Here is a 26,652-nt window from a genome sequence, read left to right on the forward strand (position 1 = left end):
GTGCATGCCGCCCAAAAGTGCCCAGCGGTTTTGGGAAGACGGCATGCACAGAAAGAACTCGTCCCGACGAATCGCCAACGCGGGGGCGGCTGCGACCGCCGGGACGCCTTTGCCTGAGGTGGCGATGATAGAGGGGGGTGACGCTGGGGAGTGTTCTGGAATCCGCAGGAGTTGTGCGGCGCTCCGCAGGGGGGTGGCTGCAAGTGGGTTGTCCAGAACGTCCCACGCCGAGTTCTGTCACCGCCCCCCTCTGTCCTGCCGGACATCTCCCCCTCAAGGGGGGAGATTGGCAGCTTCTGCCTTAGCACTCTTTCTTCGGCGTTCGCCGTTGGCGAAGGCATTCACGACATCCGATCTCCCCCCTTGAGGGGGAGATGTCCGGCAGGACAGAGGGGGGCAGTGCCCCTCCGGCATTGCAGAGAATTGCCCTCTGCCAGCGATAAAGCGGCGCCCAACAAAAAACCCGGCGCAAGGCCGGGTTTTTCAGAACATCCGTTCAGGCCGAGCCTCAGCTCACCTTGACGTTCGAGGCCGCGGCCTGGTCTTCGGCGATCTTCTGCTGGAACATCTGCGCGAAATCGATCGGGTCGAGCATCAGCGGCGGGAAGCCGCCATTGCGGGTCGCTTCGGCGATGATCTGGCGGGCGAAGGGGAACAAAAGGCGCGGGCATTCGATGAACAGGATCGGCAGCATGTGCTCCTGCGGGAAGCCCGAAATGGCGAAGACGCCGCCATAGACCAGCTCGACGTTGAACAGCACTTCCTGGTCGAAGGAGGCCTTGGCGTTCAGCGTCAGATTGACGTCGAACTGCTTGTCGGAGAGCGGGTTGGCGTTGACATTGACGTTGATGGCGATGCCGGGGGCCTTGTCGCGGCCGCGCAGCGAGTTCGGCGCGCCGGGGCTTTCGAAGGACAGGTCCTTCACATACTGGGCCAGGACGTTGAGCGACGGCTGCGCCGCCGTGTTGCCGTTTCCGTTGGCCGCGCCGACCGGCGCGTCATCATTGCTGGCCATGAGCCGTTTCCTTTTCCCCTGGGCAGCTTTGCTGACCGAATTGAAATCGGGCGTTGGCTAGCATGGCCGGCATGACAAGACAAGGTTTGCCGCCTTGGGGCTCCTCATGTCGTCATCCCAGGGCGAAGTAGCCGCGCAGCGGCGTCGCGGAGACCCTGGGATCCATGCCGCGACCTTGCCGACAGATGCACAGCGGCTCAATGCTCACAACCGCTCGGCGGGGTGAATATCCTCCACCGCAGCGGCGTTCAGAGGTCGCGGCATGGATCCCTTGGGCTGCGGAGCAGCTCCAGGGGTCTGCGCCGCGTCGCTTCGCTCCTTGCTCCGCCCTAGGATGACGAGGCGACGGATGGCCGGCCTCAATCATCCTTCAGACGCCGCCACGGCGAATTGTGATCCGGACCGCGCTTGAAATCGTCCTCGCGCGAATAGTCGCCGTCGTCGAGGTCGATGACCTTGTCGCGCTGGCGGCCGCGAAAACCGCCGGCCGAGAAATCGGTGGCGACGACGATGCGGCCCTTGAAGCGGCGCCAGGCGAGGTCGCGCACCGGCGGCAGGAACAGCAGCAGGCCGATAATGTCGGTGATGAAGCCGGGGATGATCAGCAGGATCGCCGCGACCACGATCATGGCGCCATGGGCAAGATGGCGGCTGGGATCATGGCCGGCATCCATCTCGGCGCGCACCCGCGCCATGACGCCGAAACCCTGGTGCCTGAGCAAAAGCACGCCGGCAATGCTCGACGCCAGCACCAGGCCGACCGTCGCCAGCGCGCCGACCTCACGGCCGACGATGACGAAACCGGCGATTTCCAGCAGCGGCAGTGCGAGAAGAAAAAGGGAAGCAGCGAAATGCGCAAGTCTTGGCAACCTTTATCTTTGGGCAACCTTTTCGGTCGTTTTGGCCGTTTCGATTGTTTTGGCCCGTCGGCGGCCAATCGCCGCTGGCCCTGAGGCTGTTAGATAGGTATGCCTGCCTTTGATTTGAATGATTGCACCTTGCGTTCTATATGCTTTGAATGTTGAACGCTATGCGACCGCGGCCTGTTGGCTGGATGGTCCGGCCTCGAGGCAGGGATTGATTGGCGGAAGATATGGGATTCTTCGACTTCGGCACGATTTTCTTCCTGATCGCGGCGGTGGTGATCTTCTTCCAGCTGCGCAACGTGCTGGGCCGTCGGACCGGTAGCGAGCGGCCGCCCTTCGATCCCTACACGGCGGCGCGCACCGACAAGGACGCCACGCAGAAGCCCGAGAATGTCGTTTCGCTGCCGCGCAAGCGGCTGCCGGGCGAACCGGCGCCGGCCGACGCCTATACGGCGATCGACGCTTTCGCCAAGCCCGACACCGACCTCAACAAGGGCCTGCGCGCGATCAAGGACAATGATCCGTCCTTCGATCCGAAGGGTTTCGTCGACGGCGCCAAGATGGCCTACGAGATGATCGTCATGGCCTATGCCGACGGCGACCGCAAAACGCTGAAGAACCTGCTGTCGCGCGAGGTTTTCGACGGTTTCGTCGCCGCGATCGGCGAACGCGAGGCCAAGGCGGAAAAGATCCAGTCCTCCTTCGTCGGCATCGACAAGGCCGACATCGTCTCGGCCGAGATGAAGGGCGGCGAGGCGCATGTGACGCTGCGCATCATCAGCGAGCTGATTTCGGCGACGCGCGACAAGGCGGGTGCCGTCATCGACGGCGATCCGGAAACCGTGGCCGAGGTCAAGGATGTCTGGACCTTCGCCCGCGACACGCGCTCGCGCGATCCGAACTGGAAGCTCGTCGCCACCGAAGAAGAAGACTGAGCCCCGATGCATGTCGCCCAAAAGTGCGAAGCGGTTTTGGGACAACGACTTGCATCAAAACCAAGGCTCGAAGCGCGTCGCATGACTCTCTTCAAACACGACGCGCTTTAAAGCGACGGGGCTCCGGTGTCGCTATCGCCTCTTTTTTTGGCAAAGTCTTTCGATGATCTCCCCGGCTGGGGCGACGACGACCATCTGCCGGCCTTCGAGGCCTTTCGCCGCTCCGCCTTCCATGTGCCGGTAAAACCCTATCGCAGCGGCGCGCTCGGCGTCGATTTCGGCGCGTTCACTGATGCCTATGCAGAGGCGCGCGAAGTCCCTGCCGCCAGCCGCTCGGAAGCCCGCGCCTTCTTCGAGCGCCATTTTGTCCCCATGCTGGTGCGGCCCGAGACAGGCGCCGGGCTTGTCACCGGCTTCTACGAGCCGCAAGTCGAGGCCTCGCCGGTGCGGACGGAGGGTTTTGCCGTGCCGCTTTTGTCGCGGCCGGCCGATCTCGTCGATGTCGACGACGCCAACCGGCCCGCCGAGATGGATTCCTATCTCGCTTTCGCACACCGAACCCCCAACGGACTGGCCGAGTATTTCGACCGTGGCGCGATCGAGCGCGGCGCGCTCGCCGGCCAAGGGCTGGAGATTGCCTGGCTGGCCGACAAGGTCGATGCCTTCTTCATCCATGTGCAAGGGGCGGCACGGCTCGCCATGACCGACGGCCGGCTTTGCCGCGTCACCTATGCCGCCAAGTCAGGCCAGCGTTTCACCGGACCGGGCAAGGTGCTGAGCGAGCTGGGGGAAATTCCGCTGGCAGAGGTGACGATGCAGTCGATCCGCGCCTGGTTCAAGGCGCATCCGGACCGCATCGACGAGATCCTGTGGCAGAACCGCTCCTACATCTTCTTCCGCGAGGCTGATGTCGACGACGCCGCCCTCGGCCCGATCGCCGCCGCCAAGGTGCCGCTGACGCCGGGCCGCTCGGTCGCCGTCGACCGGCTGCTGCACACATTCGGCACGCCTTTCCATATCGACGCGCCGACGCTCATTGCCTTCGACGCAAAACCGTTCCGGCGGCTGATGATCGCGCAGGACACCGGCTCGGCCATCACCGGGCCGGCGCGGGGAGATCTGTTTGCTGGTTCGGGCGATGCCGCCGGCGAGATCGCCGGCGTGGTGCGCAACGCTGCGGATTTTTATGCGCTGGTGCCGCGCGCGCTGGCCGGGGGCGCCTGATGAGCAAGCGCCCGGACAGGCTGAGCGAAGACGACCGGGTGCTGTGGAACCTGGTGGCGCGCACGGCCAAGCCGCTGAAGGGCAGGATTTCGGTCGACATTCCCGACATGGCCATCGAGGCCAAGCCGGCGCCATCGCAGGCGGCCCAGCCCGCCGCCAATGCGCCGGGTGCGGTGAAGCCGAAGGTGCAGCATGTGACACACCGCCTCGACGAGCCGACGCTGGACAAATTGTCGAAAGGCCGGCTGCCGATCGAGGGCCGCGTCGACCTGCACGGCATGACGCAGGACGAGGCCTATTCGCTGCTGTTCTCGTTCCTGCATCGCGCGCATGCCGGCGGCATCCGCTATGTGCTGGTCATCACCGGCAAGGGGTCGTCCTCCGGCGGCGACGGCGTCTTGCGGCGCGCGGTGCCGGCCTGGCTGTCGACGCCGGCGTTCCGGCCGCTGGTCTCCAGCCACGACCATGCCGCCCGCAACCATGGCGGCTCGGGCGCGCTCTATATCAGGCTGCGGCGGGTGCGCGCATGAGGGCTGACGCCGGGAGGCCGGGCGCATGACGCCGTTCGGCGAGCGGCTGCGGGCGCTGCGAGGCGAGCGCGGCGTCAGCCAGAAGGACATGGCGGCGGCGATCGGCGTCAGCGCCGCCTATCTCTCGGCGCTCGAACATGGCAGGCGCGGCGCGCCGACCTGGACGCTGATCCAGAAGATCATCGGCTATTTCAACATCATCTGGGACGATGCCGAGGAACTGGCGCGCTTGGCCGAAGCCTCGCATCCACGCGTGAAACTCGATACGTCGGGCCTCAATCCCGCCGCCACCGAACTCGCCAATCTGCTGGCCGAGAACATAGAAAAACTGGACGAGGCGGAACTGCGCCGCATCACGGCATTGATCCGCGCAGCACTTGGCCGGCTGAAGTAACAGGTTTTTGCCCGGATTTTTCGACGACCGGATGTCTGCCTGATCGCAAAACCAGTGCCCGCCGGCGAACCGCCAGCGGGCAGCTGTGGTGAGATCAGGGCTTGCCGGTCGGGCTGCCATTGGGGTTGCCGCCGTTGGTGCCCGGGCGGCCATTGTCATGATGGTCGCGGTCGTGGCCACCGCCCAGGCAGTCCGAGGCGCCGGCAGTACCACAACAACGGCCAGCCCAAAGGTCATTGAGGTTGGTGTGGGAGCAGCTGACCGTCTGGTCGGCCATTGCGGATCCGCCCAGGGCCGATACGGCAGCGACGGCGAGAAGGGTATTGCGCAGGAAAGCAGCCATTTGAAGTCTCCATGGTTGGGTTTCGTCATTCACGGCTGTGTGTCGCCGGGCGGACGGAAATGGTTCACGGAGAGATGCGGAAATTTTTGGTGGGATGCGCGAGGTGCGTTCGCGACGCCTTGCAACGGAGCGGGCGGCGGAACTCTACGAGATTGGCGGAGCCTCCTCACTTTCGTCATCCACGGGCGGAGCGGAAGCGAAGCGGACGCGCAGACCCGAGGATCCATGCCGCGACTTGCGAGCGCCGCAGCGGTGCAAAATCTAACGATGCTCGGATGAAAACGACGCCTGTTCCTGGGCCGCCGTGTTCTATGTTGGTGTCACGGCATGGATCCTCGGGTCTGCGCGCGTCGCTATGCTCCTTGCTCCGCCCTAGGATGACGAAGCGCTGGGGGTGGCGCCGCACGAACCGAGCCGCAGCCCAGTCCCTATTCCACCGACCCCACCAGGACCTGCTGGCCACCACGGATCGAGACCCAGCGGCCGGTGTTGTCGATCGCCTGCCGCTTGAGGAAGCGGTAGCCGGTCTGGTCCCAGGCCTTGACCTTGTCGGTCAGATTGTCGAGCACGTAGTCGCCCTTGTCGGTGCGCACCGTCAGCACGGAATGGCCTTCGCCGTCGGGCTTGCGCACCACGGTGATGAGCAGATCGGCAAGCGAGATGCCCATGTGGGACAGCCGGCGGCGCTTTTCCAGCACGTAGTCCTCGCAATCGCCGACGCCCTTGTCGGGATAGGCCCAGACCTCGTCCTTGCCGTAGATGTCCATGTCGCTCATCGGCTTGACGGCGGCGTTGACCCTGGCGGTAACGCTGGCGAGCTTGCTCATCAGCCCGTTGGTCATCCTGGCCGGCGCCAGATTGCTCGGACGGATCGAGCATTCGCCGGGGTGGAGCTTGCAGAAATCATAGTGGCCGATCGGCTGCGAGGTCAGCCCCCCGGTCGCCATCGCTCCGGCTGCCATTGCCGGTGTCATCCAGCCTGCCGTGGCTGCCAGACCGGCCGCAGCCGCGCACAAGCGCAGCCTTCTCGCCATTGTTGAGGAATTCATTGTCCCCGCTCACCCTGTTGTTAACGAAACGTTAAGGGCGATTGACAGTCCGTGTCAATTACGACGACGGCCTGATTGGCAGCATGGTTACCCGCGGGGAGGGACAGCGTCTATTGTGCAACAGAATCGGGCCAGCGGCCGATTTTGTCCCTGAAATACTTATCGCTTGGCGGTGCGGACCAGCCTCGGCCTCACCGCGACGCGGTTCTGGCGGCCATAGCTGGTGATGAAGTCGACGATGCGCGGCACGATCTCGGAGCGGAAGCGCGAGCCGTTGAAGACGCCGTAATGGCCGACCGCCGGCTGCATGTAGTGCGCCTTCTTGTCGGCCGGAATGTTGACGCACAAATCCTGCGCCGCCTTGGTCTGGCCAAGGCCCGATATGTCGTCGTTCTCGCCCTCGACGGTGAACAGAGCGACGTTGCGAATAACGGAGGGATCGATCTTCGTGCCGCGATGCGTCATCTCGCCCTTCGGCAGGACCTGACGAACGAAGACGGTGTCGACGGTCTGCAGGTAGAACTCCGCCGTCAGGTCCATGACAGCCAGATATTCGTCATAGAAGTCGCGGTGCTTCTCGGCATTGTCGCCATCATGCTTCACAAGGTGCATGAAGAAGTCCTTGTGGGCGATGATGTGGCGGTCGAGGTTCATGCTCATGAAGCCGGACAACTGCAGGAAGCCCGGATAGACCTCGCGGCCGAAGCCCGGCACCGGCCAGGGCGCGTGCATGATGACATTGTCGCGGAACCAGTCGATGCCCTTTTCCTGCGCTAGCAGATTGACCGCGGTCGGGTTGCGGCGGGTGTCGATCGGGCCGCCCATCAGGGTCATGGTCGACGGCACGAAGGGATCGCCCTTTGTCTCCATCAGCGCCACAGCCGCCAGAACCGGCACGGAAGGCTGGCACACCGCCATCACATGGGTGTCGGGCCCGAGCGCGTGGAACATGTCGATGATGTAGTCGATATAGTCGTCGAGATCGAAGCTGCCGTCGGCCAGCGGCACCATGCGGGCATCGACCCAGTCGGTGATGTGGACATCGGCATAGGGCAGCATGGCTTCCACGGTACCGCGCAGCAGCGTGGCATAGTGGCCCGACATCGGCGCCACGATCAGAAGCTTCGGATCCGGCTTGCGGCCAGCGGGGAGAGCGCGCTCGAAGCGGACGAGATTGCAGAACGGCTTCGACCAGACGGTCTTTTCGGTGACCGCGACGCTCTTCCAGTCGACGACGGTCTTGTCGAGGCCGAAGGCCGGCTTGCCATAGCGGCGCGTGGTGCGTTCGAACAGTTCGGCGCCCGCCGCGATCGAACGGCCCCAGGCGGTGTGCGAGATCGGATTGAGCGGGTTGGAGTAGAACATCCGCACCGCGTCGGCATAGAGGCGCGCAGGCTGCAAGGCGGCGTGGTTCATTTCGTAGAGCTGGTAGAACATCAAGAACCCCGCTGCTGCCTCGACCGAAGGGACGACGAGCAGCGCCGAGCCTCAAATGTCTCGCGGCGAAGTTAACAACTAATTGCTGCGACGCAATACGTCACGTTGCGTGACCAATGGTTCTTTCGTCCAAAGGCTTGCAAATCCGCCTGGAATGGCCGAGCCGGCTCAATGTGCAGTGCCGAAATGTGTAGGAAATGTGTCCGGCCCTGTTGCCGGACACAGGAGTAGGCTTAGACGCGCGCGACGCAGACAGCGGTCTGGCCGGAGCTGATAAAGCCAAGCTGGCCGGCGGCACCCTTCGACAAATCGAGCATGCGACCCCTGATGAACGGGCCACGATCATTGATGCGCACGATGACGCTGCGGCCGTTGTGCTGGTTGGTGACCCGCAATTTGGTGCCGAAAGGCAGAGTGCGGTGGGCGGCGGTCATCGCCGAAGGGTTCATGCGCTCGCCCGATGCGGTCTTCGAGTGCAGCGCGTACCAGGAAGCGCGGCCACACTGGCCGGCGGCGGCGGTTGCCGAGGTAGCAGAGGCGCCGACCATCAGGCCAGCAGCGATCGTTACCGCGACAAGCGCGGTCTGGTTTAGGTTCTTCATCTTTAGGGGGTGGCTCCGTTTTTGACAGACCCCAGCCGTTAGGTGTCGAATAAGGCAGGAAATGCGGCAGTGATCTGGCAGTTCCGTGGCAAGAGCACACGTTTGGAGTCAGCGGGTAACAGTCTGTCAGGGATTTTCCGGCGATAACTGATCAATTCTCGATGATCTTCGGACCGATATCTGAGATCGATTTGACAAGATATCGGATTAATATCCAAGTAGAATTCGGCGTGATTGGCCCATTTCCTTTGGCTCTTTCATCACGCTTACAGCGCCGCAAACGATCGACTTCAAAAAGCGAGATCCGTCAATGAGACTGACCAAAAATCTGCTGGCCTTGATTGTGCTGGCCATCGGCGCGGTGTGGTCGCTGCAAGGCATCGGCGTGGTCGGCGGCAGCTTCATGACCGGCCAGTCGCAATGGCTCTATATTGGTCTGGTCGCGATGCTGGTTGGGCTGGCCGGGCTGGTGTGGGCGAACCGGTAGGGGGTGAGTGGCGCGAACGAGCGCATTCGCGATTGGTCGACCCACCCTCAACTTCGTCATCCTAGGGCGGAGCAGCCGCGAAGCGGCGTCGCGGAGACCCTGGGATCCATGCCGCGACCTACGTCGAAGGGTGCAGCGGTGCAGAATGATGAACCGTAGCGGCGCTCAGGAGTCCCGGCATGGATCCCTTGGGCTGCAGAGCAGCTCCAGGGGTCTGCGCCGCGTCGCTTCGCTTCTTGCTCCGCCATAGGATGACGAAGGGGTGGAGCGCTTCGCAAAGGTCAACCCAAGCGACCAGCCAAAGCCTTGCCTTGCCCCCGACAACCCTACCCGAACAGCCGGTCCAATATCGTGCCCTCAAGCCGGGCGAGCTCGGCGGAGCCGCGCCGGCGCGGCCGGGCCACCGGCACCTCCAGGTCGAGGGCGATCCGGCCGGCGCTGATCACCACCACCCGGTCGGCGAGCGCGACGGCCTCGGCGACATCATGCGTGACCAGCACGGCGGTGAATTTCTGGGCGAGCCAGATGCGCTCCAGCAATTGCTGCATTTCGATGCGGGTCAGCGCGTCGAGCGCGCCGAGCGGCTCGTCGAGCGCCAGGATCTGCGGCTGGCCGACCAGCGCGCGGGCGAGCGCGACGCGCTGCTTCTGGCCGCCGGAAAGCACCGAGGGCCATTCATCGGCGCGATCGGCGAGGCCGACCTCGCCCAGAATGTCGAGCGCGCGTTGCCTTGCGTCCGCGCCGGCAACGATGCCGGTCAGCCCGACCTCGACATTTTTGACCACGCTGGCCCAGGGCAGCAGGCGCGGCTCCTGGAACATGAAGCGCGTGCGGCTGTGGCCTTCTTCCTCGGCGCCCAGCGTCAGCGATCCCGATGTCGGCCGGTCGAGCCCGGCGAGCAGCCTGAGCAGCGTGCTCTTGCCGCAGCCGCTCTTGCCGATGACGGCAACGAACTGCCCGGCCGGCACGTCGAGGTCGATGCCGTCGAGCACGGTCTTGTCGCCGAAGCGTTTTTCGACGCCCTTGAAGGCGAAGGCGCGGCGGCCTTCGACCGATATTGCCGGGCGCGCCGGCGCGGGCGAGGCGACGAAGGAACGGACGGAGGTCAGGCTGGCGGCTGGCATCGAAGACTCATCCGTTCTGGAAGGCGGGATGCCAGCCGAGCGACAGCCGCTCGAGCAGGCGGGCGAGGCTGTCGGCGAGCTTGCCGAGCAGCGCGTAGATCAGGATCGACAGCACGACGACATCGATCAACAGGAATTCGCGCGCCTGCATGGCCATGTAGCCAAGGCCGGAACTGGCCGAGATGGTCTCGGCGACGATCAGCGTCAGCCACATGATGCCCAGGGCGTAGCGCAGGCCGACGAAGATCGCCGGCAGCGCGCCGGGCAGGATCACCCTGAAGAACAGCGCGCGCCGGTCCATACCGTAGACGCGACCCATCTCGACCAGTTGCGGATCGACGCTCTGGATGCCGAGCAGCGTGTTGACGTAGATCGGGAAGAACACACCAAGCGCCACCAGGAACAGTTTTGCTTCCTCGTCGATGCCAAACCACAGGATGACAAGCGGGATCAGCGCCAGATGCGGGATGTTGCGGATCATCTGCAGCGTGGTGTCGGTCAGGCCGCGGCTGAGCCGCGACAGGCCGTTAGCGAGGCCGAGCGCGAAGCCGATCGAGCCGCCGACAGCGAAGCCGGCAAGCGCGCGCGCCGTGGAGACACCGATGTTGCGGATCAGCTCGCCCGACAGCGTCAGCCGCCAGAAGGCCTCGGCAACCGCACTTGGCGCCGGCAATACATTCGGCGACATCACGCCAGCGCGTGAAGCGATCTCCCAGCCGACGACGATCAGCACAGGCAACAGCCAGCCGATGCTATTGCGACCGAGAAGTGCGCCGAAATTCATGAGGAGGCCTGCAGGCGGGTGGCGCCATGGAAGCCGACCGAGAATTCATTGGCGATGTTCTGATGCGCCCGCTGGCGGCTGGTGCCGAGCCCAAGCTTTGGGAACAAGAGCTCGGCGACGCGATAGGCTTCCTCCAGATGCGGATAGCCGGAGCCGATGATGGTGTCGATGCCGATCGCCTGGTATTCGCGGATGCGTTCGACGATCTGCTCCGGCGTGCCGACAAGTGCTGTGCCGGCGCCGCCGCGCACCAGGCCGACGCCGGCCCACAGATTGGGCGAAACGACAAGCTTGTCGCGGCGGCCGCCATGCAGTTCGGCCATGCGGTGCTGGCCGACCGAATCCATCTGGTTGAGGAAGCGCGCCTGGGCATTTTCGATCTGGGCGTCGGTGACATGGCTGATCAGCCGCTCGGCGGCGCGCCAGGCTTCGTCCTCGGTCTCGCGCACGATGAAATGCAGCCGGATGCCGAAACGCAGTTTTCGGCCGCGCAGCGCTGCCTTCGCGCGCGCCGAGGCGAGCTTCTCGGCGACCTGGGCCGGCGGCTCGCCCCAGGTCAGGTACATGTCGACGAGGTCGGCGGCGAGATCCTGACCGGCATCGGACGATCCGCCGAAATAGAGCGGCGGCCGCTCCTGGCTCGGCAAAAGATCGAGGCGGCCATTCTCGACGCGGTAATATTTGCCGTCGAAATTGACGCGCTCGCCGGACACCAGGGCGCGCCAGATGGTGAGGAATTCATGCGCCTGCGCATAGCGCTCGTCATGCGGCAGGAAGACGCCGTCGCCGGCGAGCTCGGTCGGATTGCCGCCGACCACGACATTGAGCAGCAGGCGGCCATTGCTCAGCCGGTCGAGCGCCGCGGTCTGGCGCGCGGCGAAGGTCGGCAGCGTCACGCCTGGCCTGAGCGCCACCAGGAATTTGAGTTTTTCGGTGAGCGTCGCGAGGCCCGTCGCGGTGATCCAGGAATCCTCGCAATTCTGCCCGGTCGGCAGCAGCACGCCGGGAAAGCCGAGCCGGTCGACCGCCTGGGCGATCTCCTTGAAATAGCCGAACTCCGGCGGCCGCTGCTGCTGTTCGGAGCCGAGATAGGAACCGTCGCCATGCGTCGGGATGAACCAGAAGAAATCGAGTGGCGCAGTGCTGGCTGGCGTGGTCATGGCGGACTTCCTGGAGATGCAGGCACAAACGGTAACGGCGCCGGGCGGTCTCACCCGGCGCCGCGAGACAAAAGATCAATTGCCTGGCGCGGTCCAAACGGCGTCGGAGATGCGGACCGCCTTCGGGATCAGGCCGAGCTTGAAGAAGCGGTCGGCGGTCGCCTGCTGGCTGGCGATGATCTCGTCGGTGATCGGAAAGATGCCGAATTTGCTGCGGTTGGCGGCGATGATCTGGGCGTCGAGCGGCACGCCGGTCACCTCATGCAGCGCCGCGGCCACCTTGTCGCGGTTCTGATCGGCCCATTTCACCGCCTCGCCAAGCGCGGCGACGGTCGTGGTGATGGTTTCGGGATGCGCCTTGGCGAAATCCTTGTTGGCGAGGAAATAGGTGTTGACCTTGAGCACCTCGCTGGAGCGGGCCAGCACGCGCGGCTGGTAGCGCGTCTCGGCAATGGCGAAGAACGGATCCCAGACCGCCCAAGCATCGATCTGGTCGCTGGCGAAGGCGGCGGCGGCATCGGCGGGGCTGAGATAGATCGGCGTGATCTGATCGAACGGGACGCCGGCCTTCTCCAGCGCCGCCACAAGAAGATTGTGCGCGGAGGTGCCCTTGCCGACACCGACGCGCTTGCCCTTGAGGTCGGCGACCGACTGGACCGGCGAGGCCGGCTTGACGAAGATCGCCTCGCCGTCGCCATTGGACGGCAGGGCCGCGACATAGACGATGTTGGCGCCGGCCGACTGGCCGAAGATCGGCGGCGCGTCGCCGGTCCAACCGACGTCGATGGCGCCGACATTGAGCGCCTCGACCAGCGGCGGACCTGCGGTGAACTCGACCCATTTCACGGTGACGCCGGTAAACGCCTTTTCGATCACCTGCTGCTGCTTGGCGATCACCGGCAGGCTGGTCTTCTGATAGCCGATGCTGAGCTGCTTCAGCTCCTGCGCCGAAGCGCCGAACGACAGGGCAAGCGTCGCGGCCACAAGGCCGATGCCGAAAATGCGTCTCGTCAGATTGAACATGATCCCTCTCCTTCACTGCGGATCGGCGCCGGGAACATGTCCTCGCCGGTTGGATGAGAGGTTAGGCTAGGTAGTTCTATAAATTTAGTAGAGGAATGATTTTGCGAGTTGTCGATATGACGTGGAAATATTTTCTGCGGCAACCCATCGTTCGTCATCCTAGGGCGAAGCAAGGAGCGAAGCGACGCGGCGCAGACCCTAGGATCCATGCCGTGACGTTGGTCGTAGAATGCGACGGATCAGAAACGGCGCTTGCACGCCCACTCACCCCGGGCGGTCTGCACCTCGGCGATATCGATGTGGAAATAGCCGATCGGATAGGCTTTGAATTTGTTCTTGCCCGGCTTGTCAGCGTCCACCTCCGGCAGCTTCGAAATGCCATGGCGCTGCAGACAGCGATGCAATGACGAGCGCGTCAGATGCGGGATCGTTGGCTGTAGGGCATAGAGGCAATCATCGAGCGGCAAGAACGTATGCTTGCGGAAGGCGACGACGGCGGCCTCCTCCTCGACGGACAACACCGTCGACTTTGGCTCTTTGGGACCCGTAGGAAGATCGGCAACCGACGTCCGGTTCTTCCACTTCACAACTGTCTTCTGGTTGATCCCGTAGCGCTTGGCCAGCGTCCTCAGGCTCTCTTGACTATTTTGTATTGCTCGACGGATTGCCTCTGTCGTCGTGGCGCGACCGTGTAGAACTTGTCCCATAGCGCATCCTTCCATTCGGAAGAAAATATCGCACCATTAAAGCTCGGGATCAAACACCCTAGGGTCTGCGCTGCGTCGCTTCGCTCCTTGCTCCGCCCTAGGATGACGAAGACACGGGGGCTGGCGCAAAGTCGAGCCGCCCCTCACTGCGACCAATACTGCCAGGCCCAGTAAAAACTCTCGTCGCGTGGCGGCAGGCGGTCGCGGCTGGCCTGGAATTGGACCGGCGCCGGCGAGCGCTGGCTGTCCTGCCTCGCCGCTTTGTCATCGGACGCAAGGCCCAGCAGCCAGGCACCGAAATGGGCAAACAGCACGGCGGTGGAATGGGTCATCGTCATTCTCCTGCGCTTGGTTTGATCATTCGCGTCCCGCCCACGGGACGAGCACGCGCTCGATCCGGCGGATGATGAATTCGAGCACGAAGGCGATGGCCGCGATCACCAGAATGCCCATGATCACCACATCGGTGACCAGGAACTGGGCGGCCGACTGGATCATGAAGCCAAGCCCGCGCGTCGCCGCCACCAGTTCGGCCGCGACCAGCGTCGACCACCCGGCGCCGAGCGCGATGCGCAGGCCGGTCAGGATCGATGGCAGTGCGCTGGGCAGGATGACGTGGCGGACCACTTGGCGCTTGGTCGCGCCGAGCGAGCGCGCGGCGTTGATACGCTCCTGCGAGACGCCGCGAACGCCCGAGGCGGTCGACAGCGCCACCGGCGCCAGCATGGCGATGGCGATCACCAGGATTTTCGACGGCTCGCCAATGCCGAACCAGATGATGACCAGTGGCAGATAGGCGAGCGGCGGGATCGGCCGCAGGAATTCCAGCAGCGGATCGAAGATGCCGCGACCAACAGTGCTGATGCCGATGGCGAGCCCCACCGGAACGCCGATGAGAAGGGCCGCGACGAGTGCTGCAAACACGCGGCCGAGGCTGGCGACGGCGTGCTGCAGCAGGGTTGCATCGACGAAGCCGTCATTGATAACAACGAAGAATTTGTTCCAGACGGCGGCAGGCGAGGGCAGGAAGACCGGCGACACAAGTTGCAGGCGAGCCGACAACGCCCATACCGCCAGAACCACCAGAATGGTGACCGCGCTGATCATGCGCGCCGAGACGCCTTTACGCTTCGGGGTGGCCGGCGACCATGGCACCGGCAGACCATCGACCTCGTCGATCTTCTGGCTCGGTCGTTCGGTATAGGACGTCACCGTCATGCCGCCTCTCCTTCGAAGATGGCGTCGGTCAGTTCGCCGCGCGCCGCGGCGAAGGCCGGATCGGCCTTGATGGCGCGGATGGCCTCGCCCGAAGCGTAGCGCCTGGAGAAGCCCGGTTCGAAGGTGCGCACCACGCGGCCCGGGCCTGGCGCCAGCACGACGATGCGGGTGGCAAGCACCAGCGCCTCCTCGATGCCGTGAGTGACCATCAGCACGCCGGCATGGCTTGCCGTCCAGAGGTCGAGCAATGTCGTCTGCATGCGTTCGCGCGTCAGCGCATCGAGCGCGCCGAGCGGCTCGTCGAGCAGCAGGAATTCGGGCTCGGCGGCGAGCGCGCGGGCGAGGCCGACACGCTGGCGCATGCCGCCGGACAGCTCCCAGATGCGCTTGTCGCCGGCGTCGGCGAGCTTCACCAGGTCCAGAAGCTCGTCGGCGCGCCGCGCCCGCTCGCCCGGCCTGACACCGCGCAGCCTGAGCGCGAAAGCGACGTTTTCGCGCGCGGTCAGCCAGGGAAACAAGGCATCGTTCTGGAACACCACCGCCCGGTCGGAACCGGGGGCTGTGATCGGCTGGCCGTTGATCGTGGCACTGCCGCGCGACGGCGTAACCAGCCCGGCGGCGACGTTGAGCAGCGAGGTCTTGCCGCAGCCGGAACGGCCGACAAGCACGACGAAGTCATCCTTGGCGACGTCGATCGACACACGCTCGACGGCCGGCTCCGGCTGGCCGTCATAATGGATCGAGATCTTGTCGAGCACGAGATGCGGCATGGGGCCTCTCAGAGGGAAATCCGACTGCCCCGAAACGGCTCCTCGTCAGCAGTTCCGGGGCAGTCAGCACGCGGCGTCAGGGAAGGAGATCCGCGCGTTCAGGTGGGTCAGGCGCTCAGTTCGAGGCCAGCGCCTCGGTGACGTATTTCGATGTCACGTATTTCGAATAGTCCGGCAGCACGGCGTCGACCTTGCCCTGCTCCTTGAGGAAGGCGGATGCCGCCGCGACCGCCTTGACCGTGCCGCCGCCGAGGAATTTGTCGGAGGCCTGCTCTTCGAGCGTCGGGAAGACATAGCCCTTCAACAATTCGGGCACCTCTTCCAGCTTGGCGCCGGTGAGCTTGGCGATCTTGCCGGCCTGCGGCGAGGACACCGACCAGGCGTCGGGCTTGGCGAGGTACTCGGCATAGGCGGCGCCCGTCACCTTGACGAAGTCACGCACCGCTTCCGGGTTCTTTTCGGCAAAATCGGTGCGCACGATCCAGGCGTCGAAGGTCGGCGCGCCCCAGGCGGCCACCTGCGAGGAATCCAGCACCACCTTGCCTGTCGTCTTGATCTGGCCGAGCGCCGGATCCCAGACGTAAGCCGCATCAATGTCGCCGCGGGCGAAGGCGGCGGCGATTTCCGGCGGCCGCAGATTGAGGATCTCAACCGACTTCGGATCGACATTCTCGTGCTTCAGCGCGGCAAGCAGGCTGTAATGCGTCGTCGAGACGAAGGGTACCGCGACCTTCTTGCCGGCAAGGTCGGCGACCTTCTCGATGCCGGCGCCGTTGCGGGCGACCAGCGCCTCGGACGGGCCGATCAGGCCGACGACGAAGATGGTCTGGATCGGCAGCTCGCGGCTCGCGGCGGCCGCCAGCGGGCTCGAACCGACATAGCCGATATCGACCGAGCCGGAGGCGACCGCGGCGATGACATCGGCGCCGGAATCGAATTTGCGCCAGTCGATGCTGGCCTTGGTGGCCTTTTCATAGACGCCGTCGGCCTGCGGCACTTTCGAGGGCTCGACCACCGTCTGGTAGCCGATGGTGATCTTCAAATCTTCGGCCAGGGCCGGGCTGAGGAAGGCGGCGCCGGCAAGGGCGGCCGACGACAGAAGGAGAATGCGTCGCGAAATGGTGGACATCAAAGGGCTCCATGAAAACAGAGAAAACCGGATTGCCCTATAATAGTCAGCTAATTCTATCGTTCTTGTAGAGTTAAATCCTTCCAACGAAGGCGGGTTTGTTGGAAAAAAGCTGTCGACGACTTGCCGCCAAGGCGGATGGGGCGGCTGTGGCGCGCCCGCTGTCACATCGCAGCACCGGCGTCGGGCGGCGAAATTATCGAGTTCGAACCCGTCCACCGAACGGTGGACGACGCGAAATCCCTTTTGTGGTGGTCTTTGGTCTACCTCTGTCCCCGATCCAATGGCAGGGCGTTGGTTTCCCGCTAGGCAACGCTAAGCGGAAAGTCATCGAAACTCAGCTGGACATGGTGTCCGTAAAGAAAAAGGGTAGATGATGCCGATAGAAAATTTATTACCTGAATTCGCACCAGATGGAAACGGAGGTTTTGTCGTAATATGTGAGCAACCCGGTGGAGGATGTATCGTAATACATCGTGTAGCTTCCGCCAGGGAAAATGTCGACTATTTCGTTTCTCCAGATCAGAATGGCGCGTTGTTTGCAAAATATCTAGCTCAATTAACAGAGAACATCAACGAGCTGTTTCGAAAAACACAAGAGGCGAGAGCAGATAAGAACGCGAAGTTGGGAATACTATACACGCCACGAGGCTGGATGCCAGTCTGGAAATATGAAAACTCGGATCACGCCCCCCATCATAGGATAGAGCATAGATTTTCCTACGATTCACTAAGCAATGAGGAAAAAGAAAAGCTCTTTTGGCTTGGGAAGCCTGAATAACTACAGTGCGCTCGAGCAACGCTCTGCCCCCTATGTGGGGGCGAGCGGCACGCGACCCATCCACGCGCCGCCACTTACCTCTGTGAAGCGGAACTGTTCGTTCCCGCCGCACGCGCCAAGACAAAGATTTCCCAGCGGGTAAAGAAGGCATCGCTCGGCAGCGTGAACGAGCGGCTTGATCTGCGGATCGGACTGCCCGGTTGAAATGAACCCGCGCGACAGGGCCACTTGTCTGTCTATTGGAAACCGGCCGCGCGCGTCCCATTGCCGGGCTGGACTGCTTTCTGCGCTAGACCATGCCAGCCACGGGCGACGCCAGCGACGCGGCGAGCTGAACCAGCTCGGCCTGCCGCCGCACGCCGGTCTTCTCGAACAGCCGCAGCAGATGCGTCCTGACCGTGCTGCGGCCGATGTCGAGAGCATCGGACGTCTCCTCAACCGTGCGGCCGGCTGCGATCTGCTCGAAGACACGTGCCTCGGCCGGCGTCAGGCCGAACAATGCCGCGACCAGCGCGGTCGGCGCGACAAAGGGCGTATCCGCGCGTGCGACAAACACCGCCGCCACCACGCTGGCATCGAACGCCCCGCGCCCTGGGCGCAGCGGCAGGACATGCAGGGCCCCGGCCGAGCCGTCCTGCCAGCGTATCGGAACCCCCAGCCCCTTGCGGTCGATCGCACTCTCGTCCTGCGCCGCCTGGGACACCGCGACGGCCAGCGCGCTGGACACGGCGGAAACGCTGGGGGTGAGAATCCCGTTGCGGATGTTCAGCAGCTCGCCCCCGGCGACAATCGCATGCGCTGCCGGATTGGCATGCACGACATGCAGATCGGCGGTGGTGAGGAAGATCGGCGCCGTCAGCGTGTCGAGCACCGACTCGAAGGTCGACCGGGCGATCGCCGCGATGTCGAGCAGCCGGTTGATCGTCGCGGCGCGCTGGAGATGCGGGATCAACAATCAGGCGGCCTCGATCTGCAGATCGTTGATGGGAGCGGCATCGACATGGCGGCTGAAGGACAGCGAGCCGAGACCACGCCCATCCCGCGCGAGCGGCAGTGCCAGGGAATCGACCATGCCTTGCGGTTTGCCGAACTCCACAAAATAGCGGTTCGTCGTGGTGTCGAGGTCGGGATTGAGCTGGCTCAACACCGCCGGCCGATCCATCGGCAGCGAGCCTACCACCGCCATGCCACCCCATAGCTCGAGCACTTCAGCGCCGTAGCTGACCATCCGTTCAACATAGGGCTGCGGAATGTTGCTGGTTACGTTGACCAGCAACTCGCCCGACGGCAACGCTTGCAGGCGGATGGCGGCGGTCCCGAAGCCAAGCGCGATGCGCATCTCCTCGATCGCGACGGGCCAGCGCGCGGGATCGATCGCGGCGTCGTAGATCAGCCCGATCAGTTCGGACAACTGAGCCGTGGAGAGAGGAGACCGCATCGCACCATTCCCTTGCCGCACGGCAACAAAATCTTTGTTGCATCGCAACAAAATGAACACATGACCCGGATTGGGCAAGCCCCATCATCTCCTGAAGATGGAGATCCAGCCTTGGGCGGTACCATCGAACTCTGGCAGCCGCTATCCACCGAATGGTGGAAGACGCGGCATTTTCTTTGTGTTCGTTTGCGCCCGTCGGGTGCTGCGGTCCTGCGCGGAATTCGGGGACATCGGTGTTTGCAAGGCGAGTGCTGTTCGGGGACGGCAGCACAACCGCCGAGTGCGCAACTGCTTGATTGTCAGCCCAGCCATGGCCGGAGCACCTCCCGCCCGGCCATCGCGCGGGACCGCCAGCCGCCGGCAGGGGTCGATCAATTGGCAATGAAGCGAGGGCTTTGAGCGTGATTGCAGAAACGATTGGATGCGAGAGCGTATCGGAAGACGCTGGGGCTGGAACAAAAAGCAGAACAATCGCGATTAGGGGCCAATTGCGAAAAGGCATTGGATCCGCCGCGACGGCGGTTTTTGGTGGGCTGGCATCCTCCCAAGTGCCAACCCTCGGGACCGCAGCCATCATGGTGGTGGCGGCCGCCGGCTTTGTTGCCTTCGCGCCAGGCACAGCACGCGCGGCAGGAGTCATCTGCCAGGATTTCAATGGTGCGGATGGTGGAGCGGCTTTCGCGCAGACGTCAGCCGGCGGCACGGCATGCGGAAGATCCGCCAATAGCGATGGTGCTCTCTCGACTGCGATCGGCGATGCCGCGGGTGCTTTCGGGGACAACAGCGTAGCGCTCGGCCTCAACGCGAGCGCTGGCGGACTTGTTTATGACGTGAACGCGGGTGGCCTAACCACCGACTATAACAATACGAATACAACGGCCATCGGCACCGGAGCCCAGGCCGGCGCCAGCGCGATTGGCCAGGCCAACGCCACGGCGCTTGGCACTTCGGCTCAGGCGAATGCCGGGGACGCCACGGCCCTTGGCAGCTCGGCGCAAGCGAACGGCGGCAACGCCACGGCCCTTGGCAACGCGGCCAAGGCAAATGCCGTGAACGCCGTTGCCCTCGGCGCCGATACGACGGCCAACTATAACAACTCCATCGCCATCGGCGTGGGCGCGACAACGACGCACGACAATCAGGTCATGCTTGGCAATGGCCTCAACACCTACACGCTGACCGGTGTTGCTTCGCAGGCGAGCAAGGCCGCACAGGTCGGCACCACTTATCTGATGACGACGGACAGCGGCGGCAATCTGGCGGCGTCGACGTTCGATGTCGCGACGCTTGCGAACCTGCCGGCACAGGTCGCCCAGAACAGCAGCGATATCAGCAATCTGAACAGCACGGTGAGCAGCCACACCACCGAGCTCGCCGACCATGAGACGCGCATCACCAACAACACCAATGCGATTGCGGTGCACACCACCGAGATCGCGGACCTCGACACCAGGGTGACCACCAACACCACCAACATCACCCAGCTCGACGGCCGCGTCGGCGCGCTCGAGGCGGGTGTCCAGAATCTCGGCGACCAGATCAGCGAAACCCGCACCGAAGCCCGTGCCGGCACCGCGCTGGCGCTGGCGACGGCGGGGCTGCGTTACGACGACAGGCCGGAAAAACTGTCGCTGGCCGGCGGCTTTGGCTATTTCAAGGGCCAATCGGGCCTGGCGCTTGGCCTTGGTTACAACACCAGCGAGGACTTCCGCCTCAACGCCGCTTTGTCGGCCACCACCAACCAAGGCGATGTCGGCGTCAGCGTCGGGGCGTCATGGACGCTGAATTGAGGCGGTCACCGTGATCCGGAGTGCGAGGGGGCTGGCTTGAAAGAGCCGCTGGCGGCTGCGTTCCACCCACGGACGCGGCCGCCTGTCCCGCCTGCCGGAGGCTCGATTTCGGATAAGACTCCAGAGGCCACATGAAGCGCTCGCAATCTTCATCGACAAGGTGGATGACGCAAGTCGCCGTGACCGCCTTGCTGGCGGCCGGTTTGATGGCAGCGCCCCTGGGCGTTGCAATGGCGCAGACGAAAAAGGCGGAGAAGGGCGACAAGGTCCATGCCCCCCATCCGGCCAGCATCGACCGCAACGGCGTTCTGATCCTGATCCGCGGCACGCTGCTGGCGCTCGACCAGGCCAACAAGACCGGCAACTACACGGTGCTGCGCGATCTCGGCTCGCCGAATTTCCAGGCCAACAGCGCAGCCGGGCTCGGCGATATCTTCGCCAACCAGCGCAAGCAGGCGCTCGACTTCGGCGCCGTCGCCGTGCTCGATCCGCAATTGACCCTGCTGCCGCAGATCGAGCCGAACGGCATGCTGCACATGGTCGGGTTTTTCCCGTCGGTGCCAATGCAGGTCAATTTCGAGCTGTTGTTCGAGCCGGCGAACCGGCAGTGGAAAATCTACGGTGTGTCGGTCAACCTCTCCTCCGGCGCGCCGCAGGCGCCCGACACGCCCGTCGCCGAACAGCAGAAACCGGACGATGCCGGCCCGCCGCCTGACGCGCCCTCGATGGCCGTCCAGCCGAAGAAGGCAGCAAAACCTTGAAACGGCATGCGCATTCAGCCGCCACTACGACAACAACTCCAGGCGCAGGGCGCTGGCCAGCAGCGACAGCGCGAAGACGAACAGGCCCGAACTGAAGACAAGATTGACGGCGCGCAGCCCGCGCGCGCTCAGCCGCTTGCGCAGGAGGTTGGTGACCAGTGTCAGCGTTGTCCACCAGCTCGCCGAACCGATCAGCACGCCGGCCGAGACAAGCGCCAAGGTTTGCCAGGACGGCAAGCCGGCCCCCAGGATCCCCGGCGTGAGCGTGAGGAAACCAAGCAGCGTCATCGGGTTGCCCAGCGTCCAGATCAGCCCCGTCAGATAGGCCCGGCCCGACGGCATGCGGCGCTGCAAGGACGTGTCCAGCGACGGTGTCAGCCGCGCCGCCATAACCGACATGTAGAGCAGGAACATACCGGCGCAGAGTTGCAGCAGCAGGTGCCAGCCCATCAGCATGTGCGCCACCGCCCCGAGCCCGGCGGCGGCAACGGAGGCATAGACCGAATGTGTGGTCGCCGCGCCATAGCCGGTCGCCAGACCGGGTACGATGCCGCCGGCGATCGTGCGCTGCACGCATAAGAGCCCGGTGGGACCGATGGGCGCGGCGACCGCGAACCCCAGCAAGGCGCCTCGCATCATGTTGAGGAGAAGTTCCGACGTGCCCGACATGCTGACAGATCTTCCTTTGACCGCACGTCGTCGGGGGGCCCCGGCCGGGCAACAGCCTCGGCCAGATGCCAACCGTGGCTGGCAACGGTCACCCGCTTTCGTGAGCTGCTTCGACATTCTTCCGGTAGGACGGCCGTTGGCGGGGCTGACAAGCAAGTCGTCTTGAATCTCTCCCAGTATTAGCGGAATGTAATCTTCCGTCTTACGCTATAGAGACGTCGTTTTTCCCGTGAGTTGAAGACGTGACCGATGTGCCGGCGCATTCACTGGCGGCGGAGAAAATCTAGAATTCTCCTGATGCGCGTCACATGCTTTGAACTCAGTCCAACCTCAAGCCGGCGCACCCAATCACGAAATGGTCGTCGCCGCGTCCACCATTTGGATTAGGCTTGACTCCCAGCTTCTATTTTTTTCTACTGACTTTCAGTTGGCTTTCGGTGCGCCCCCCACCTCGATGTCGACTCCAGACATACAAGTCGCGAAGTCGAACGAGGATTGATCCCGTTGAAGCGATATCGGCGCAGCAGCACGCGATGTCTGACAGTGGCCGCCGGCTGCACCCAGCGCGAGATCGCAAAATCGCTTGGCCTGGCCAGCGCCACGGCGAAGACGCACCTTCTGCATGTTTTCGAGAAGACCGATGTTCGGCGCCAGGTCGACCTCGTCCGGCCTGTCGCATTCCTGGCATCGCCGCTCTGAGGGAGCGAAATATCACGGCACGCTGGTAGGGCTGCGCGATCACGCGATGCGCCATTTGGTGGATAAGACGAATAGGAGAGTGACGACGTCGAGAGATCGGCCGGGTTAGCTGATCGCCTCCGGTTGCGAACGACAATTTCCTATTTTGCCGACACCAGGCAAAAACCATGCCTCAAACAGCTGCGGAATTGACAAGCCGTTCCGCGTGTTCGAGGGTAAGTATAGTATCCTTATCGACATGAGCGAATTGGACAATGAGCGGGTACCCCGGCACCATGATCGCTCTCGGCATGCATCGGCTTCCGATCTCGCATGAGTCGGCACGCTACACGGGCCTCCTGCGGGAAACCATTTGTCGCCTTCTTGTCGTCGGAGCGCATTTCTGTGCTCTTAATGGCACAAAGGCCGGTTAAAATGGCTACAGTGGCTTGAAAACGAAGCAAATTCAACGTTTCTCGGCTTGTATATCATGTCACTAGAATTTATGTGTCATGGATGCTTGGGCGCGGCGGGGAGGCTCGCCAGGCGTTTCGCAGGGATGGCCCGGCCATCGCATGACAGAGAAGCGTTGGGTCTATGCTCACCAAAAAAGGCAAGTACGGCCTCAAGGCGCTGGTCCACCTGGCGCAGATACCGGCCGGGCAGCTCGCTTTCGTTGGCGATATCGCCACCGGCAACAACATCCCGAAGAAATTTCTCGACGCCATCCTGGGCGAGCTGCGCAATGCCGGTTTCGTCCAGAGCCGCAAGGGCAAGGATGGCGGCTACCGCCTGGCGCGGCCGGCCGACGAAATCAAGGTCGGCCATGTCGTGCGCGTCCTCGACGGGCCGCTGGCGCCAATTCCCTGCGCCAGCCGCACACAATATCAGCGCTGTGAAGACTGCAACGAGGCGACATGCCAAGTCCGACATCTGATGCTCGAGGTCCGGCAGGCGATTGCCGAGGTGCTCGATCAGCGCAGCCTCGCCGATATGCGCGACATCGGCCTCGACGACCTTGCGGTCGCGAGGGGGATCACCGACCTGCCGGTCGTGGTGAAGGTCCAGGCCTGACGCTGGCGCTCCGCACAAGGCGGCCCTGCGCATGAGCGGGCGCGCGAACTCGATTATCATTGTCGGCGGCGGCGCCAGCGGCGTTGTGATGGCCGCGCATCTGTTGAAATCGCCCAATCCGGATCTGCGCGTCACGCTGATCGAAAAGCGCCCGCATTTCGGCCAGGGCATCGCCTATTCGACACTGCTGTCGGCGCATGTGCTGAATGTCAGCGCCGCCGGCATGAGCGCCTATGCCGACGATCCCGGCAATTTCTGGCGCTGGCTGCAGGGGCGCGGCCTGGTGGACCAGGAGCAGACGCCCCAGACACCCTTCTACGCGCCGCGCAGCATCTATGCCCGCTACCTCGGCGCGTTGCTCGACGAACTCGAAGCGCGCGAACAGCCGACCGGGCGGCTGCGCCTAATCCATGAGGAGAGCCTGTCGATCACGCCGACCGCGTCCGGCGTCGAGGTGGCGCTCGCCAACGGCACCAGTGTCGTTGCCCATCTGGCCATACTGGCCACCGGTCATGACGAACAGCCGGCGCAAGGCCATGCGGTCCGCATGGGTTCGGAGGCCGACACCGCGCTCGATGCGGACAGCCTTGTGATGGTGCTGGGCACCGGCCTCAGCATGGTCGACGCGTTCCTGGCGCTGGAACAGCGCGGCCACACGGGCAAGATCGTCGCCGTGTCCCGGCGCGGCCTGCTGCCGTCGCCGCACCGCAAGGGCAATCCGATCAAGCTCGACGTCGCCGACATTCCGCTCGGCACCCAGCTTTCCTATTTCGTCGGCTGGTTCCGCGACCTGATCCGCGAAAACCAGAAGGCCGGCATCGACTGGCGCGACGTGGTCGACGGTCTCAGGCCGTTCAACCAGAAAATCTGGCAGAACTGGCCGGCTTCGGCCAAGCGCCGCTTCGTCGAGCACACCAAGGCCTGGTGGGACATCCATCGCCATCGCATGGCGCCGGAAGTCTACGCCAAGGTGACGCAAGCCGTGCAATCCGGCCGCATCCGGCTTGTCGCCGGCCGCGTCGTCGGCATCACGCCGGGCGAGGCTTTCAGTGTCGACGTCCAGTCGCGCCACAGCCAGCTTGTCGAGACTTTCGACGTCGCCCGTATCTATGATTGCTCAGGGATCGTGCGGGATATTTCGACCTCGTCGAACAGCGTGGTGCGCTCGCTGGTCGACCGCGGGCTCGGGCGGCCGGATCCGATGCGCATTGGCCTCGACGTGTCGGCCAATTGCGAGATCATCGCCGGCGACGGCACGGTCTCGCGAAAGATCCTCGCCGTCGGCCCGCTGACCCGCGGCACCTTTTTCGAGATCGACGCCATTCCCGACATCCGCGTCCAGTGCGCGCGGCTGAGCAAGCAATTGCTGGGGTAGGCGCTGGTTGGCGCTCAGCCGCCCAGTGCCTCGCACACCAGGCGCGCGGTCTCGGCGCCGGAAAAATTCTGCTGGCCGGTGATCAGATTGCCGTCGCGTATGGCAAAGCCGCGCCACAGCCCGGCCTGCACATAATTGGCGCCGATTGCCTTCAACTCATCCTCGATGCGCCAGGGCATCAGATGTTTTCCGCGCTCGAGCGCGCCCATCTCCCAGGTCGCCCTGTCGGCGAAATCTTCCTCGGCATTGGCGAAACCGGTCACCGTCTTGCCGGTGACGAGCAGCGATCCATCCGCGCGCCTGGCGTAGCGCAGCAGCGCGGTGCCGTGGCAGAGCGCTGCCGCCACCTTGCCGGCTTCATGGAAGGCGACGAATATCTGTTGCAGGGCTTCCGCGCGGTCGTAGCTGAACATCGGCGCCTGGCCGCCGGCGACGACGATCGCGTCGAAACTGTCGATCTCGATCTCCGCCACCGACCGTGTGTTTTGACCAGAGCCGCCAGTTTCGGGTTCGACAGGAAGCCGAGCGAGATGAGATCGGTTTCGGAGTAACCCGACGGGTCGCGCGGGTCGCTCAGCGCGTCGGCCTCGCATCTGCCGCCATCGGGCGAAAAGATCTCCACCGCGTAGCCGCGCTCGGTGAAGGCGAACCAGGGATGCGTCAGCTCGCTCCACCAGGAAACCGACCGGCCAGCCGGTCGTGGTCGAGATGGCCGGATTGGCGATGACGATCGCGACATTTTTCGGCCTCAGTGCATTGACCGGATTGGCATCCCTGACACTCATCTTTGCTCTCCTTTATGAAACTGTCGTCGACAAAGCCGGGCTCTGCAATCTGGCCATATGGCCGGGCAAAAACCGCTTTCGCCGCGGCGGCGCCTTGCCTAGGATCGGTGCATGACCCAACGCGGAAGACTCTATGGCTGCCCGGTCGAGTTCGCGCTCGACGCGCTCGGCGGCAAGTGGAAAACGGTGATCATCGCGCGGATCAAGCAAGGCCCGTTGCGCTATTCCGAGTTGCGCCGGCTGATCCCCTCGCTCTCCGACAAGATGCTGACGCAGCGCCTTGCCGACCTCGTCGAGATCGGCTTCGTCGGGCTCGAGACCTCGCCCGACGGCAAGGCACGTTACGCCTTGACCGAGCGCGGCCGCGATCTCGCCGCAGCACTGCAGGCGCTCTACGACTGGGGCAGCGTGCATGGCCGCGCCGAGGGCGTGCGCTTCCGCACCGACATCGACGCCGCCGCCTAGAGTTGTTGTTTTGGCGCAATTCCGGACGGAAAACCGTTC

The 26,652-nt window shown here is 63.9% G+C and carries 31 protein-coding genes and 1 pseudogene; 13 read left to right on the forward strand and 19 right to left on the reverse strand.

From position 1 onward, the window contains the following. Positions 1–508: 508 nt before the first annotated feature. Both secB and AC0V7N_RS05390 read right to left on the reverse strand, forming a co-directional pair. Positions 509–1,015 (reverse strand): protein-export chaperone SecB, encoded by a 507-nt coding sequence (gene secB, locus AC0V7N_RS05385; protein ID WP_475455391.1) that lies wholly within the window; start codon positions 1,013–1,015, stop codon positions 509–511. 359 nt (positions 1,016–1,374) lie between these two features. Continuing rightward, positions 1,375–1,884, reverse strand: a complete 510-nt coding sequence (locus AC0V7N_RS05390) for an FxsA family protein (protein ID WP_475455393.1) — start codon at positions 1,882–1,884, stop codon at positions 1,375–1,377. A gap of 224 nt (positions 1,885–2,108) precedes the next feature. Between AC0V7N_RS05390 and AC0V7N_RS05395 the strand changes: the two genes are divergently transcribed. From AC0V7N_RS05395 to AC0V7N_RS05410, 4 genes are all read left to right on the forward strand, one after another. Further along, positions 2,109–2,816, forward strand: coding sequence for a Tim44/TimA family putative adaptor protein (locus AC0V7N_RS05395; RefSeq protein WP_183464464.1), 708 nt, complete (start codon positions 2,109–2,111; stop codon positions 2,814–2,816). A 126-nt stretch (positions 2,817–2,942) separates the two neighbouring features. Further along, positions 2,943–4,040 carry a murein transglycosylase A gene (gene mltA, locus AC0V7N_RS05400; RefSeq protein WP_475455395.1) on the forward strand — a complete coding sequence of 366 codons (1,098 nt, stop codon included), beginning with the start codon at positions 2,943–2,945 and terminating at the stop codon, positions 4,038–4,040. Continuing rightward, on the forward strand, positions 4,040–4,570 hold the full coding sequence (locus AC0V7N_RS05405; RefSeq protein WP_475455397.1) for a Smr/MutS family protein: 531 nt from the start codon (positions 4,040–4,042) through the stop codon (positions 4,568–4,570). The genes mltA and AC0V7N_RS05405 overlap by 1 nt, the downstream gene beginning before the upstream one ends. A 25-nt stretch (positions 4,571–4,595) precedes the next feature. After that, positions 4,596–4,964 carry a helix-turn-helix domain-containing protein gene (locus AC0V7N_RS05410; protein ID WP_475455399.1) on the forward strand — a complete coding sequence of 123 codons (369 nt, stop codon included), beginning with the start codon at positions 4,596–4,598 and terminating at the stop codon, positions 4,962–4,964. 94 nt (positions 4,965–5,058) lie between these two features. On the opposite strand, the gene AC0V7N_RS05415 is transcribed toward AC0V7N_RS05410, so the two are convergent. The 4 genes from AC0V7N_RS05415 to AC0V7N_RS05430 form a co-directional block, all read right to left on the reverse strand. Then, positions 5,059–5,307 (reverse strand): hypothetical protein, encoded by a 249-nt coding sequence (locus tag AC0V7N_RS05415; RefSeq protein ID WP_475455401.1) that lies wholly within the window; start codon positions 5,305–5,307, stop codon positions 5,059–5,061. Positions 5,308–5,735: 428 nt separating this feature from the next. Continuing rightward, a complete protein-coding gene (locus AC0V7N_RS05420; protein ID WP_475455403.1) occupies positions 5,736–6,356 on the reverse strand; it encodes a transglutaminase-like cysteine peptidase in 621 nt (206 codons plus the stop codon). Between the two features lie 159 nt (positions 6,357–6,515). Beyond that, a complete protein-coding gene (locus AC0V7N_RS05425; RefSeq protein ID WP_475455406.1) occupies positions 6,516–7,793 on the reverse strand; it encodes a polyhydroxyalkanoate depolymerase in 1,278 nt (425 codons plus the stop codon). Between the two features lie 233 nt (positions 7,794–8,026). After that, positions 8,027–8,395, reverse strand: a complete 369-nt coding sequence (locus AC0V7N_RS05430) for a septal ring lytic transglycosylase RlpA family protein (protein ID WP_095205058.1) — start codon at positions 8,393–8,395, stop codon at positions 8,027–8,029. A gap of 310 nt (positions 8,396–8,705) precedes the next feature. Between AC0V7N_RS05430 and AC0V7N_RS05435 the strand changes: the two genes are divergently transcribed. Beyond that, entirely contained in the window at positions 8,706–8,882 is a 177-nt protein-coding gene (locus tag AC0V7N_RS05435) for a hypothetical protein (RefSeq protein ID WP_475455408.1), read from the forward strand. A gap of 326 nt (positions 8,883–9,208) precedes the next feature. On the opposite strand, the gene AC0V7N_RS05440 is transcribed toward AC0V7N_RS05435, so the two are convergent. The 9 genes and pseudogenes from AC0V7N_RS05440 to tauA form a co-directional block, all read right to left on the reverse strand. Then, positions 9,209–10,006: an ATP-binding cassette domain-containing protein gene (locus AC0V7N_RS05440; RefSeq protein WP_475455410.1), complete on the reverse strand. Its 798-nt coding sequence runs from the start codon at positions 10,004–10,006 to the stop codon at positions 9,209–9,211. Positions 10,007–10,013: 7 nt separating this feature from the next. After that, a complete protein-coding gene (locus AC0V7N_RS05445) occupies positions 10,014–10,790 on the reverse strand; it encodes an ABC transporter permease subunit (RefSeq protein WP_475455412.1) in 777 nt (258 codons plus the stop codon). After that, positions 10,787–11,950: an FMNH2-dependent alkanesulfonate monooxygenase gene (gene ssuD / locus AC0V7N_RS05450; protein WP_475455414.1), complete on the reverse strand. Its 1,164-nt coding sequence runs from the start codon at positions 11,948–11,950 to the stop codon at positions 10,787–10,789. The genes AC0V7N_RS05445 and ssuD overlap by 4 nt, the downstream gene beginning before the upstream one ends. Positions 11,951–12,025: 75 nt before the next feature. Continuing rightward, positions 12,026–12,973 (reverse strand): aliphatic sulfonate ABC transporter substrate-binding protein, encoded by a 948-nt coding sequence (locus AC0V7N_RS05455; protein ID WP_496627748.1) that lies wholly within the window; start codon positions 12,971–12,973, stop codon positions 12,026–12,028. Between the two features lie 263 nt (positions 12,974–13,236). After that, positions 13,237–13,680: pseudogene (locus tag AC0V7N_RS05460) on the reverse strand (transposase family protein); the annotation flags it as partial. Positions 13,681–13,823: 143 nt separating this feature from the next. Further along, positions 13,824–14,012: a hypothetical protein gene (locus tag AC0V7N_RS05465; RefSeq protein WP_475455418.1), complete on the reverse strand. Its 189-nt coding sequence runs from the start codon at positions 14,010–14,012 to the stop codon at positions 13,824–13,826. A gap of 25 nt (positions 14,013–14,037) precedes the next feature. Next, complete coding sequence (locus AC0V7N_RS05470; RefSeq protein WP_475455420.1) at positions 14,038–14,898, reverse strand: ABC transporter permease subunit; 861 nt, start codon at positions 14,896–14,898, stop codon at positions 14,038–14,040. Beyond that, positions 14,895–15,668: a taurine ABC transporter ATP-binding protein gene (locus tag AC0V7N_RS05475; protein WP_475455422.1), complete on the reverse strand. Its 774-nt coding sequence runs from the start codon at positions 15,666–15,668 to the stop codon at positions 14,895–14,897. The genes AC0V7N_RS05470 and AC0V7N_RS05475 overlap by 4 nt, the downstream gene beginning before the upstream one ends. 115 nt (positions 15,669–15,783) lie before the next feature. After that, positions 15,784–16,797: a taurine ABC transporter substrate-binding protein gene (tauA, locus tag AC0V7N_RS05480; RefSeq protein WP_027041102.1), complete on the reverse strand. Its 1,014-nt coding sequence runs from the start codon at positions 16,795–16,797 to the stop codon at positions 15,784–15,786. Between the two features lie 373 nt (positions 16,798–17,170). On the opposite strand from tauA, the gene AC0V7N_RS05485 reads away from it, so the two are divergent. Further along, the gene (locus AC0V7N_RS05485; protein ID WP_475455424.1) at positions 17,171–17,578 is read left to right on the forward strand and encodes a hypothetical protein; all 408 of its coding nucleotides are present in this window, start codon (positions 17,171–17,173) and stop codon (positions 17,576–17,578) included. A gap of 289 nt (positions 17,579–17,867) precedes the next feature. Here AC0V7N_RS05485 and AC0V7N_RS05490 read toward each other — a convergent pair whose 3' ends face one another. Continuing rightward, positions 17,868–18,530 carry a helix-turn-helix transcriptional regulator gene (locus AC0V7N_RS05490; protein WP_475455426.1) on the reverse strand — a complete coding sequence of 221 codons (663 nt, stop codon included), beginning with the start codon at positions 18,528–18,530 and terminating at the stop codon, positions 17,868–17,870. Positions 18,531–18,533: 3 nt separating this feature from the next. Continuing rightward, positions 18,534–19,094: a hypothetical protein gene (locus tag AC0V7N_RS05495; protein ID WP_475455428.1), complete on the reverse strand. Its 561-nt coding sequence runs from the start codon at positions 19,092–19,094 to the stop codon at positions 18,534–18,536. Between the two features lie 470 nt (positions 19,095–19,564). Between AC0V7N_RS05495 and AC0V7N_RS05500 the strand changes: the two genes are divergently transcribed. Together AC0V7N_RS05500 and AC0V7N_RS05505 are read left to right on the forward strand one after the other, a co-directional pair. After that, positions 19,565–20,806: a YadA-like family protein gene (locus tag AC0V7N_RS05500; protein ID WP_475455430.1), complete on the forward strand. Its 1,242-nt coding sequence runs from the start codon at positions 19,565–19,567 to the stop codon at positions 20,804–20,806. A gap of 164 nt (positions 20,807–20,970) precedes the next feature. Beyond that, positions 20,971–21,567 carry a hypothetical protein gene (locus AC0V7N_RS05505; protein WP_475455432.1) on the forward strand — a complete coding sequence of 199 codons (597 nt, stop codon included), beginning with the start codon at positions 20,971–20,973 and terminating at the stop codon, positions 21,565–21,567. Between the two features lie 24 nt (positions 21,568–21,591). Here AC0V7N_RS05505 and AC0V7N_RS05510 read toward each other — a convergent pair whose 3' ends face one another. Then, complete coding sequence (locus tag AC0V7N_RS05510; RefSeq protein WP_475455434.1) at positions 21,592–22,236, reverse strand: LysE family translocator; 645 nt, start codon at positions 22,234–22,236, stop codon at positions 21,592–21,594. Positions 22,237–22,740: 504 nt separating this feature from the next. On the opposite strand from AC0V7N_RS05510, the gene AC0V7N_RS05515 reads away from it, so the two are divergent. The 3 genes from AC0V7N_RS05515 to AC0V7N_RS05525 all read left to right on the forward strand — a co-directional run bounded on the left by AC0V7N_RS05515 (position 22,741) and on the right by AC0V7N_RS05525 (position 25,363). After that, positions 22,741–22,935 carry a LuxR C-terminal-related transcriptional regulator gene (locus AC0V7N_RS05515; RefSeq protein ID WP_475455436.1) on the forward strand — a complete coding sequence of 65 codons (195 nt, stop codon included), beginning with the start codon at positions 22,741–22,743 and terminating at the stop codon, positions 22,933–22,935. Between the two features lie 576 nt (positions 22,936–23,511). Continuing rightward, positions 23,512–23,988: an RrF2 family transcriptional regulator gene (locus tag AC0V7N_RS05520; protein ID WP_475455438.1), complete on the forward strand. Its 477-nt coding sequence runs from the start codon at positions 23,512–23,514 to the stop codon at positions 23,986–23,988. A gap of 31 nt (positions 23,989–24,019) precedes the next feature. Then, positions 24,020–25,363, forward strand: a complete 1,344-nt coding sequence (locus tag AC0V7N_RS05525) for an FAD/NAD(P)-binding protein (protein WP_475455440.1) — start codon at positions 24,020–24,022, stop codon at positions 25,361–25,363. 14 nt (positions 25,364–25,377) lie between these two features. On the opposite strand, the gene AC0V7N_RS05530 is transcribed toward AC0V7N_RS05525, so the two are convergent. Then, positions 25,378–25,836, reverse strand: coding sequence for a DJ-1/PfpI family protein (locus tag AC0V7N_RS05530; protein WP_496627749.1), 459 nt, complete (start codon positions 25,834–25,836; stop codon positions 25,378–25,380). A gap of 226 nt (positions 25,837–26,062) precedes the next feature. Here AC0V7N_RS05530 and AC0V7N_RS05535 point away from each other — a divergent pair, with 226 nt between their 5' ends. Both AC0V7N_RS05535 and AC0V7N_RS05540 read left to right on the forward strand, forming a co-directional pair. Further along, on the forward strand, positions 26,063–26,263 hold the full coding sequence (locus tag AC0V7N_RS05535) for a hypothetical protein (protein WP_496627750.1): 201 nt from the start codon (positions 26,063–26,065) through the stop codon (positions 26,261–26,263). Further along, positions 26,260–26,613: a winged helix-turn-helix transcriptional regulator gene (locus AC0V7N_RS05540; RefSeq protein ID WP_475455444.1), complete on the forward strand. Its 354-nt coding sequence runs from the start codon at positions 26,260–26,262 to the stop codon at positions 26,611–26,613. Before AC0V7N_RS05535 ends, AC0V7N_RS05540 begins: the two co-directional genes overlap by 4 nt. The last annotated feature ends 39 nt before the right edge of the window (positions 26,614–26,652 follow it).

This window comes from Mesorhizobium kamtschaticum (genome assembly GCF_056174585.1).

Coding starts and splice junctions, on each gene's coding strand:
- secB (WP_475455391.1), bottom strand. CDS start 1,015: ATGGCCAGCAATGATGACGCGCCGGTCGGCGCGGCCAACGGAAACGGC.
- AC0V7N_RS05395 (WP_183464464.1), top strand. CDS start 2,109: ATGGGATTCTTCGACTTCGGCACGATTTTCTTCCTGATCGCGGCGGTG.
- AC0V7N_RS05405 (WP_475455397.1), top strand. CDS start 4,040: ATGAGCAAGCGCCCGGACAGGCTGAGCGAAGACGACCGGGTGCTGTGG.
- AC0V7N_RS05410 (WP_475455399.1), top strand. CDS start 4,596: ATGACGCCGTTCGGCGAGCGGCTGCGGGCGCTGCGAGGCGAGCGCGGC.
- AC0V7N_RS05415 (WP_475455401.1), bottom strand. CDS start 5,307: ATGGCTGCTTTCCTGCGCAATACCCTTCTCGCCGTCGCTGCCGTATCG.
- AC0V7N_RS05420 (WP_475455403.1), bottom strand. CDS start 6,356: ATGAATTCCTCAACAATGGCGAGAAGGCTGCGCTTGTGCGCGGCTGCG.
- AC0V7N_RS05425 (WP_475455406.1), bottom strand. CDS start 7,793: ATGTTCTACCAGCTCTACGAAATGAACCACGCCGCCTTGCAGCCTGCG.
- AC0V7N_RS05430 (WP_095205058.1), bottom strand. CDS start 8,395: ATGAAGAACCTAAACCAGACCGCGCTTGTCGCGGTAACGATCGCTGCT.
- AC0V7N_RS05435 (WP_475455408.1), top strand. CDS start 8,706: ATGAGACTGACCAAAAATCTGCTGGCCTTGATTGTGCTGGCCATCGGC.
- AC0V7N_RS05440 (WP_475455410.1), bottom strand. CDS start 10,006: ATGCCAGCCGCCAGCCTGACCTCCGTCCGTTCCTTCGTCGCCTCGCCC.
- AC0V7N_RS05445 (WP_475455412.1), bottom strand. CDS start 10,790: ATGAATTTCGGCGCACTTCTCGGTCGCAATAGCATCGGCTGGCTGTTG.
- ssuD (WP_475455414.1), bottom strand. CDS start 11,950: ATGACCACGCCAGCCAGCACTGCGCCACTCGATTTCTTCTGGTTCATC.
- AC0V7N_RS05455 (WP_496627748.1), bottom strand. CDS start 12,973: ATGTTCAATCTGACGAGACGCATTTTCGGCATCGGCCTTGTGGCCGCG.
- AC0V7N_RS05465 (WP_475455418.1), bottom strand. CDS start 14,012: ATGACCCATTCCACCGCCGTGCTGTTTGCCCATTTCGGTGCCTGGCTG.
- AC0V7N_RS05470 (WP_475455420.1), bottom strand. CDS start 14,898: ATGACGGTGACGTCCTATACCGAACGACCGAGCCAGAAGATCGACGAG.
- AC0V7N_RS05475 (WP_475455422.1), bottom strand. CDS start 15,668: ATGCCGCATCTCGTGCTCGACAAGATCTCGATCCATTATGACGGCCAG.
- tauA (WP_027041102.1), bottom strand. CDS start 16,797: ATGTCCACCATTTCGCGACGCATTCTCCTTCTGTCGTCGGCCGCCCTT.
- AC0V7N_RS05485 (WP_475455424.1), top strand. CDS start 17,171: ATGATGCCGATAGAAAATTTATTACCTGAATTCGCACCAGATGGAAAC.
- AC0V7N_RS05505 (WP_475455432.1), top strand. CDS start 20,971: ATGACGCAAGTCGCCGTGACCGCCTTGCTGGCGGCCGGTTTGATGGCA.
- AC0V7N_RS05510 (WP_475455434.1), bottom strand. CDS start 22,236: ATGTCGGGCACGTCGGAACTTCTCCTCAACATGATGCGAGGCGCCTTG.
- AC0V7N_RS05520 (WP_475455438.1), top strand. CDS start 23,512: ATGCTCACCAAAAAAGGCAAGTACGGCCTCAAGGCGCTGGTCCACCTG.
- AC0V7N_RS05525 (WP_475455440.1), top strand. CDS start 24,020: ATGAGCGGGCGCGCGAACTCGATTATCATTGTCGGCGGCGGCGCCAGC.
- AC0V7N_RS05540 (WP_475455444.1), top strand. CDS start 26,260: ATGACCCAACGCGGAAGACTCTATGGCTGCCCGGTCGAGTTCGCGCTC.